The organism is Pinirhizobacter sp. (assembly GCF_035317885.1).
In the GTDB taxonomy this organism is placed as follows: Bacteria; Pseudomonadota; Gammaproteobacteria; order Xanthomonadales; family Rhodanobacteraceae; genus Pinirhizobacter.
In genome coordinates this window covers 1-7,265 of sequence record NZ_DATHFX010000099.1, presented here as the reverse complement: position 1 = coordinate 7,265, position 7,265 = coordinate 1, and the positions used below count along the sequence as shown (strand labels likewise).

Below are 7,265 nucleotides of genomic sequence, written 5' to 3'. Positions count from 1 at the left end.
TTCGTTGTCCCCGGAAGCCGGTCACTGTTTAGCCGGTTGAACCGAAGAATCAGTTTTTGGCTGATACGGCCGATGGGATACCCCAGCGTACGGTGCTGGCACCTTCCGGCGATCCAACCGGCTTGGTAGCTGGGACTGTCGGTTCAAACAGGGGGTTGACGATGTCGTTGCATGGCCACACCACCGCCCCTCGTGGCGGTGTTTTCCGTTGTGTACGCTCGGCGCCGATACAGGAGGCCAAGCGGTGATGCCGGTAACCGTGCTACTTGCCGATGAGCAGGCACTGCTGCGCGAGGGCGTGGCGTCGCTGCTGGCCGGCTTGTCGCGCTACGAGGTGATCGGTAGTACCGGCGACGGGCGCGACTGCGTGCGCGCGGCCTTGCGCTGCCAGCCTGGCCTGATTGTCTTCGACTGCGCCATGCGCGGCCTGAGCGGCCTGGAAGCCATACGCCGTATCGCACCACGCTGTCCGGACACACGGCTACTGTGCCTGTCCCGCTACGACGACGCGCGGTGGGTTCGCGCGGCCTTCGATGCCGGTACGCATGGATACGTACTCAAACGCGACGGCTTCGACGCATTGCGTGAGGCGATCGACAGCGTGATGCGCTCGCGCTATTACATCAGCCCCGACATTGCCCACCTGCTGGTCGACGGCATGCGCCGCCATCACAGCCCTTCGTTTGCCGAGCCCGAGGCGCTGAGCCCGCGGGAACGGGAGATCACCCAGCTGTTCGCCGAGGGCTTGAGTGCACGGGACATCGCCGAACGCCTGCATGTCAGCGTGAAAACGGTGGGCACGCATCGCGAACACATCATGGCCAAGCTGGGCATTCATGGCATTGCGCAGCTCACGCGTTACGCATTGCGCGAAGGACTTACCGTGCTTGATCCATGACGCATCGCGCTCAGCGTTCGCACGTTCGGGAATCAGGTTTTTCCGGATAACGCGCGCGCCGAAGCGACCGGATAGTGACCCGACCAACGCCACCGCGTCGAATCGGAGAACACGTCCATGGCCGACTTCAACAGCTTCTTTCCCACGCTGCTCAAGCATGAGGGTGGGTTCGTCGACGATCCGGACGACCCGGGCGGCGCCACCAACAAGGGCATCACCTTTGGAACGTTCCAGAAATGCGCAAAGAACTTGCTCGGTATCCAGCCCACGTTGGACAACCTGCATGCGCTGACCGATCGCCAGGCGGGCACGATCTACAAGGCGCTGTACTGGGACAAGGTGCACGGCGATGAGATTGCCCTGCAACCGCTGGCGAACATCGTTTTCGATTTCCAGGTGAACGCCGGCGCGAACGCGTCGCGCCTGCTGCAACGTGTATTGAACGCGCAAGGCGTGGCGCCGCAGCTGGTGGTGGATGGGGCGATAGGTGCGGGCACGCTTGGGGCACTGACGCAAGCGAACGCCGTAGCTGTGTATGCCGCTTATAAGCAGGGCCGCAGGGATTACTACACCAACCTGGTGAAGAAGCGCCGGACGTTGGGCAAGTTCCTCAATGGCTGGCTGGCCCGGGTGGACTCGTTCCCCGATCTGGCCCCGGCCACAACCAAAGGCGCATGAACCATGGCCGCGCAGACCTCACTGAACACCCTGATCGAAGCGATCGCCGGCGCTGTGGTCGATGCACAGGATCGCATCGAGCAGCACCAGATAAGCCACCTAAGCGACTTCTTCGACCAGGACAACCGGCCCAAGAGCGTGGTAATCCGCATGCCGTCGCTGCACCCGCAGGCAGGCGAAGACGATGAAGACCTTTACCGTGCGCCGATCCTGCCGCTGGTGTCGACCAACGTGCTGCGCATCAAGGACGTGGAGATCACCTTCGACGCCGACATCGGCCCGCTGATCGAGGGCGATGTGCCCGACGAAGGGCAGGCGGGCGAGCCTGCATGGAAAGGCAAGGCCGCCTCGGCGCGCCCGCAACTTCGCGTGGACCCGACGGCCGGCGGCAACGAGCGCAAGAGCGGCGCGGTGCACGTGGTGCTGCGTGTGGAAGGAAGCGAACCCACCGATGGCGCCGCGCGGCTCATGAACCACCTTTCGCAGATCCAGGGGGTCTTCAAGACGTTCAAGCCTGGCGACTAAAGGCGGTCGACCGCGCTGAATCGCGGCGGGCATTCCGCGCGCCGCGTCAAACACCGTAAGGAGTAACAGCATGACTGATCTTGTCAATATTTCTAGTCAATTCAAGGGCCTGCCCATGGGCGACCTGATCGGCTCGCCGCTCAGTGCCGCCTGCGAAGCGCAGGTAAAACTGGCCCAGGCCACCGCGGATTTCATCAGGGTCATCGGCTTCCTGCCGCCTGCCGCGGGCGATCCGAACGGGGTGGGAGACACCCGCACCGCGCAGTTCCGCTTCAAGCGTCCGGTGGACGATCCGGACGGCAAAGGCATTGCCGAGGAAGAAGTCGAACTCCAGGTGCCGCTGCTTGCCATCGTGAAGGTACCCAACCTTAGCGTCACCAAGGTGGACATCACCTTCGACATGGAAGTGAAGTCGTCCTTCACCCAGACGGAAAAGGACAGCAAGCAGGGAGCGTTCAGTGCCGAGGCTTCCATCGGCTGGGGCATCTTCAAAGCCACGGCGAAGATTTCGGGCTCGGTGTCTTCTACCAAGGAAAACACCCGAACCTCGGACAATTCGGCCAAGTACCACGTCGAGGTGCATGCCGAGGACAAGGGCATGCCCGAAGGCCTTGCGCGCGTCATGGACATCCTGCAGAGCGCCTGTGCGCCGCGCAAGATCGGCGCGCCGGTACTGGTGGCGGGTTCCTTGCCGAACGGCGGTTCGGTTCCGTAAGTGTTTCGGCCCATGGATCGCGGCGCCCGCGAGGTCGTCGCGATTCCTTCCGGAGAATGAGCATGTTCGACCTGACCGACGTGAAGTTCATCAAGCGTGTGGTTGTCGGCAACGACAACCCCAATCAGATGCGCAGCGACGCGCAGCTGGAGGAAGCGCAGGCGCTGCTTAATCGCTGCCTTACCGATACGCCGCGCGGATTCATCATTGGCGTGGAAAAGAGCTTCACGATCCTGCAGATCGGCGAGCATCAGGTGGTGTTGCAGTGGCTTTGCTACCACGTGGGCTTTCCGCGCAAGCCCGTCTGGCTGGGAGAGGGGTAGGGCGCCATGGCCAACTGCACGTTCGATCAATTGCTGTATGCGCTGCGGGTTTCCGTCGAAGCGGCCAACGAGGCGTTGCAGCGACGCCGCGCCATGCAATACGAGGCCGGAGGTGCCGATGCCCAGGCCTTGCACGTAGACGTGCCGCGCGACGCCAGCCCCGATGCGCCGCTGGTGCCCGTGGTGATACCGCTACGCGCTTTCCGCGATCCCCGCACGCCGCAGGTCACCGAGCTGTCCGTGGCGTTCGACTGCCGGTTGCGTTATGAGCGCGGCGGCAACGACGCCGATGAACTGGTGATCGACATGAGTCCTGTTCGACTGCGCTGGCTTCGCCGCCCAAAGATGCATCGCATGAGCATCTGCTTTCGTGCCGTCGACGCCTGGCAGCCCAGCGTCGTCCTGGACGGGCGCGTGGTGGGGTTTCCCATGGCGGCGGTGCGCTGATGGACAAACTTTCCGAAATGCGCGTGTCGCCTCGCTGGAGTACCGCGCTGATCGCCTGCCTGGATGAGCCTCCCCGGCGTGCGCGCGACAAACGTCGTGCGTGGGGGCTGGGCCTTGCGCTGGTTCTTGTTGGTATCGCCGGTGTTGCCGGCATCGCGGCGTGGTTCGGCCATTGAGGCAACAGCGCGACCACGCCATTCATAACGAAAGGGGAATCATATGTTTTCACGTACCGTAAAACCTCGTGCCCTGGGCCTGGCCGCTCTGCTCGGCCTGCTGCCCGCTATGGCCCTCGCGTCACCCCCGCAAGGTGAGTGGCGGGGATTGGTCCAGCAGGCAAACAGCGATGTTTCCATCGTTGTGCGTTTCAACGCCCAGGCCGCGAACGTTCATTTCGATGAGCCATTCTCGTGCGACGTGCCAGCGCGGCTGTTGAAGGCCGACGACACCGCGACTGTCTACCGTTTTTCCGTGTCCACGAATGGCGGCCGATTCTGCGACGGACTCACCGGCCACAACCTTAACCTGACGCCGGCTTCCAATGGTCACCTGAAGATCGCCTTCGACGCGGTCAGGAACACGTGGCGCGGTGAGCTCAGCCCGCCTGCGGCGTCCACACCCTAACCGTAAACAAGGACACCGTCATGGACACCATGCTGCTTTTCACCCGCTTCTGGCTGCTGCTGGCGGCGATCGGTGGCGCCACCCTTCCGGTGGCGCTGGGGAACGAGCCTTCGCGCAAACGTGCCGTCGTGCAGGTGGTGTGCGGGACGATGTTGGCGGTGTTCCTGGCTCCCGCGCTGGAAGGGCGGTTCCTTCCCGATTCGCCGGCGGAGATACATGCCGGCGTCTCGTTCCTGGTCGGCTGTTTCGGGCTGAGGGTGACGATGATCGCCCAGCGGCTGGTCGACTCTCGCGGCGAGTCGCTGGCCAACCGCGTGATCGACCGCATTGCCGGAGGCGACAAACCATGAGCGATGGCCTGTTCTGCCTCTACGCCGACTTCTGTTGCAGCCTGGTGATGGCACTGTGCGGTAGCTGGCTGCTTACCGATCGCCATCTGTGCCGCCTGCTGCGCGTATGCCACGCACTCATCGCCGCGGGCGCGCTGACAAATATGCTGGGCATCGTCGCCGACCGCCTGGGATACGAAGGTGTGAGCTACGGCCATGTCTGGCCTGGCGAGCTGATCACCAACATCGGCACCTCCGTGCTGATGTCCAGCTGGGTCTGGCGCTCGGTGCAGCGGCGCCTGAAGGCGGGGAAAAACGCCTGAAGAAATCGGGAATTTCCCGATATGACCGCATCAATGCAGCGGTGACAGTGCATCTGGGTACGCCATGCGCACCCTCGCTCGTTCGGATTCCCTGAACGCATAGCTACGCACCTCGATGCACTATCGAAAGGACACGCTGCCATGACCACCAACGTTAAACGACTCATCATCTTCGGCGACAGCCTCTCTGACATCGGCGTCAAGCGGAAGACCGTCGCCGGACAGTTCGCTTCGCTCTTTGGCCTGATGCGCACCAACCAGGTCAACCGTTACAGCGACAACCGCAACTGGACGGACTTCATCTGGGAATGGGCGGGCGGCCTGCCGCTGATCACCGTCGACAAGGCGACATCCGAGGCTGCCGCGACTCCCCATCTGACATGGAGCCGGAACAGTAACCAGGGTTCGTCGATCGGCGGTCCCCTTTACTACGCCAACTACGCCGAGGGCGGTGCCATGGGCGGAGCGGACCGCTGGGGTGCGGGCCTGGGTACATTCCGGGAGCAGTTCACCCGCTACAAGAATGACCTGAAGGGTTACGGCCCGGAACCCGGCGTGGGGCTGTACCTGATCTGGTTCGGCCTGAACGACCTGGTGACGAACGGGCGCGAACCCACCGACATGAAAGCGGTGGCCCTTCAGATGAGCCAGATCTGCCAGGAAATCATTACCCTCGATCCCAACGCATCCTTCCTGTTCGGCAACCTCCCCAATCCCCAGGACGCGGTGCGCTATATGGGGCAGGAGGCGACCGACAAGGTACTTGGCTTCTCGCAGGGTTCCTTTGAATTCGGGCACGAGCTGGCCAAGGAGATCAATGCGCACTTCCCCAAGAACCCCGCGGCCGTCGTCGACATCTACACCCCGATGGATCACGTCGGTCGGAACCTGAACTCCTACGGGTTCACCAAAGGCAAGCAACCGACCGGCATCGAGGTCAGGTATGGGGCTACACCGAGGGACCAGCTGGCCGCGTTCTATACCACCACTAGCGACGCAGCCCATCCGACCGAAGAGGTCTACAGGGTGATCGCCCAGATATGGTCGGATGAAATAAAGAAGCACTTCGAGCTGGGCCTGCTTCGGCAGAATGTGCAGGCGACGTTTGCTGTGAAGGGTTCGCAGTAATCGAAGACGATGTGGGGGTTAGCGTTGCGGGGGTCAGAGTATAACTCTGACCCCCAACCAGACCCCCAACCATTAGGCCGCGAGCGCCTTGTTGAGGGCGGCCATGTCGAGCTTCTTCATCTGCATCATCACTTCCATCGCCTTGGGGCTGCCTGCGATCTCGGCGACATTCTTCGGCACGATCTGCCAGGACAGGCCATATTTGTCTTTCAGCCAGCCGCAGACCTGGGCATTAGGATCACCGCCTTCGCCGAGCTTCGACCAGAAGTGATCGATTTCCTTCTGGTCGTGGCACATCACCACCAGCGACAGTGCTTCGGTGAAATGGAACATCGGGCCGCCGTTGATGGCGGTGACCAGTTGGCCGTCCAGCGAAAACGCCACCGTCATTACCGAACCTGGCGGGCGTCCGGTAGGCCCGGTCTCTCCCTTGGGGTAGTGCGTGGTCCCGTGGATCTTGGAATTGGGGAAGATCGATACGTAGAACTTGGCTGCTTCCTCGGCCTTGTCATCGAACCAGAGGAACGGCGAAATGCGCTGATAGGGCTCGGCCATGACGACTCCCGTTGGTGGTGGAATGGCCGAATATAAACGAGGGCCCATGATTCCGCGTGACGGGAAATTCTGTCCATGGCAGCAAACGGGAAAGGGCCCGGCTGAAACAGCCGGGCCCTCTTTTTTTACCCACCCTTTAAGGCGGTTGGAGGTCAGAGTTATAACTCTGACCCCGACAGGCCTGGGCGCGGACTACTGCGACATCAGTTCCAGGTGGCCTTCAAAGTGACGCCCGTGAAGGCGGCATATCCGTTGAGCATGATGTAGTACGTACCCGCGGTAGGCGCGGTGGCTGTGCAGCTTTCGTTGTTGCCCGTGACGAACGGGCGGCAGTCGTACGTGCTGGTGGTGGGGGCGGAGCCCAGCTTGACGTAGAGGTCCGCATCACCGGTGCCACCGCTGATGGCGATCTTCAGGTTCGTCGCGCCGGAAGGAATAACCACGGTGTAGTTGAGCTTGCCGTTGTGCGCCGCGGACAGGCCCGTTACCGCTACGCCGTTCTGCAGCACATTGCTGCCACCGCCGCCGCCACTGGAAACCGTGACGGAGGACGACTTCGAGTTCGTCGCGCCGCCATTGTCCGTGACCGTTTCGGTAGCGTTATAGGTGCCTGCAGCCGCATAGGTGTGGCTGGGACTGGTGGCCGTGGACGTGCTGCCATCGCTGAAGGACCAGCTGTGCGAGGCGATGCTGCCATCGCTATCGGTGGAGCTGTCGGTG

Annotated in this window: 13 protein-coding genes; 11 read left to right on the top strand and 2 right to left on the bottom strand. The window is 62.4% G+C overall.

Translation table 11 applies throughout. The features are described 5' to 3' along the window. Positions 1–247 precede the first annotated feature (247 nt). The 11 genes from VK519_RS03130 (at position 248) to VK519_RS03080 (ending at position 5,990) form a co-directional block, all read left to right on the top strand. Entirely contained in the window at positions 248–898 is a 651-nt protein-coding gene (locus tag VK519_RS03130; protein ID WP_324347584.1) for a LuxR C-terminal-related transcriptional regulator, read from the top strand. Between the two features lie 117 nt (positions 899–1,015). Further along, positions 1,016–1,576 (top strand): glycoside hydrolase family 108 protein, encoded by a 561-nt coding sequence (locus VK519_RS03125; RefSeq protein ID WP_324347582.1) that lies wholly within the window; start codon positions 1,016–1,018, stop codon positions 1,574–1,576. A 3-nt stretch (positions 1,577–1,579) separates the two neighbouring features. Further along, positions 1,580–2,101: a DUF2589 domain-containing protein gene (locus VK519_RS03120; RefSeq protein ID WP_324347580.1), complete on the top strand. Its 522-nt coding sequence runs from the start codon at positions 1,580–1,582 to the stop codon at positions 2,099–2,101. Positions 2,102–2,171: 70 nt separating this feature from the next. Continuing rightward, positions 2,172–2,816 carry a DUF2589 domain-containing protein gene (locus tag VK519_RS03115; RefSeq protein ID WP_324347578.1) on the top strand — a complete coding sequence of 215 codons (645 nt, stop codon included), beginning with the start codon at positions 2,172–2,174 and terminating at the stop codon, positions 2,814–2,816. 62 nt (positions 2,817–2,878) lie between these two features. Further along, positions 2,879–3,139, top strand: a complete 261-nt coding sequence (locus VK519_RS03110) for a hypothetical protein (protein ID WP_324347575.1) — start codon at positions 2,879–2,881, stop codon at positions 3,137–3,139. 6 nt (positions 3,140–3,145) lie between these two features. Then, positions 3,146–3,586, top strand: coding sequence for a hypothetical protein (locus tag VK519_RS03105; protein WP_324347573.1), 441 nt, complete (start codon positions 3,146–3,148; stop codon positions 3,584–3,586). After that, positions 3,586–3,762 carry a hypothetical protein gene (locus VK519_RS03100; protein WP_324347571.1) on the top strand — a complete coding sequence of 59 codons (177 nt, stop codon included), beginning with the start codon at positions 3,586–3,588 and terminating at the stop codon, positions 3,760–3,762. Before VK519_RS03105 ends, VK519_RS03100 begins: the two co-directional genes overlap by 1 nt. Before the next feature lie 43 nt (positions 3,763–3,805). Continuing rightward, positions 3,806–4,210, top strand: a complete 405-nt coding sequence (locus tag VK519_RS03095; RefSeq protein ID WP_324347569.1) for a hypothetical protein — start codon at positions 3,806–3,808, stop codon at positions 4,208–4,210. 20 nt (positions 4,211–4,230) lie between these two features. Next, positions 4,231–4,560 (top strand): hypothetical protein, encoded by a 330-nt coding sequence (locus tag VK519_RS03090; protein ID WP_324347567.1) that lies wholly within the window; start codon positions 4,231–4,233, stop codon positions 4,558–4,560. Further along, complete coding sequence (locus VK519_RS03085) at positions 4,557–4,862, top strand: hypothetical protein (RefSeq protein WP_324347565.1); 306 nt, start codon at positions 4,557–4,559, stop codon at positions 4,860–4,862. Before VK519_RS03090 ends, VK519_RS03085 begins: the two co-directional genes overlap by 4 nt. A 141-nt stretch (positions 4,863–5,003) precedes the next feature. Continuing rightward, positions 5,004–5,990 (top strand): SGNH/GDSL hydrolase family protein, encoded by a 987-nt coding sequence (locus VK519_RS03080; protein WP_324347563.1) that lies wholly within the window; start codon positions 5,004–5,006, stop codon positions 5,988–5,990. A 72-nt stretch (positions 5,991–6,062) separates the two neighbouring features. Here the strand turns inward: VK519_RS03080 and VK519_RS03075 are convergent, their stop codons facing one another. Both VK519_RS03075 and VK519_RS03070 read right to left on the bottom strand, forming a co-directional pair. Continuing rightward, the gene (locus VK519_RS03075) at positions 6,063–6,545 is read right to left on the bottom strand and encodes a VOC family protein (RefSeq protein ID WP_324347560.1); all 483 of its coding nucleotides are present in this window, start codon (positions 6,543–6,545) and stop codon (positions 6,063–6,065) included. A gap of 203 nt (positions 6,546–6,748) precedes the next feature. Beyond that, positions 6,749–7,265, bottom strand: a 517-nt coding sequence (locus VK519_RS03070; protein ID WP_324347558.1) for a pre-peptidase C-terminal domain-containing protein, incomplete at its 5' end; no start/stop codon positions are given.

What these genes read in the sequence shown, in the direction of transcription:
- VK519_RS03095 (WP_324347569.1), top strand. Translation starts at nt 3,806, where the DNA reads ATGTTTTCACGTACCGTAAAACCTCGTGCCCTGGGCCTGGCCGCTCTG.
- VK519_RS03125 (WP_324347582.1), top strand. Translation starts at nt 1,016, where the DNA reads ATGGCCGACTTCAACAGCTTCTTTCCCACGCTGCTCAAGCATGAGGGT.
- VK519_RS03105 (WP_324347573.1), top strand. Translation starts at nt 3,146, where the DNA reads ATGGCCAACTGCACGTTCGATCAATTGCTGTATGCGCTGCGGGTTTCC.
- VK519_RS03115 (WP_324347578.1), top strand. Translation starts at nt 2,172, where the DNA reads ATGACTGATCTTGTCAATATTTCTAGTCAATTCAAGGGCCTGCCCATG.
- VK519_RS03085 (WP_324347565.1), top strand. Translation starts at nt 4,557, where the DNA reads ATGAGCGATGGCCTGTTCTGCCTCTACGCCGACTTCTGTTGCAGCCTG.
- VK519_RS03110 (WP_324347575.1), top strand. Translation starts at nt 2,879, where the DNA reads ATGTTCGACCTGACCGACGTGAAGTTCATCAAGCGTGTGGTTGTCGGC.
- VK519_RS03130 (WP_324347584.1), top strand. Translation starts at nt 248, where the DNA reads ATGCCGGTAACCGTGCTACTTGCCGATGAGCAGGCACTGCTGCGCGAG.
- VK519_RS03090 (WP_324347567.1), top strand. Translation starts at nt 4,231, where the DNA reads ATGGACACCATGCTGCTTTTCACCCGCTTCTGGCTGCTGCTGGCGGCG.
- VK519_RS03120 (WP_324347580.1), top strand. Translation starts at nt 1,580, where the DNA reads ATGGCCGCGCAGACCTCACTGAACACCCTGATCGAAGCGATCGCCGGC.
- VK519_RS03075 (WP_324347560.1), bottom strand. Translation starts at nt 6,545, where the DNA reads ATGGCCGAGCCCTATCAGCGCATTTCGCCGTTCCTCTGGTTCGATGAC.
- VK519_RS03100 (WP_324347571.1), top strand. Translation starts at nt 3,586, where the DNA reads ATGGACAAACTTTCCGAAATGCGCGTGTCGCCTCGCTGGAGTACCGCG.
- VK519_RS03080 (WP_324347563.1), top strand. Translation starts at nt 5,004, where the DNA reads ATGACCACCAACGTTAAACGACTCATCATCTTCGGCGACAGCCTCTCT.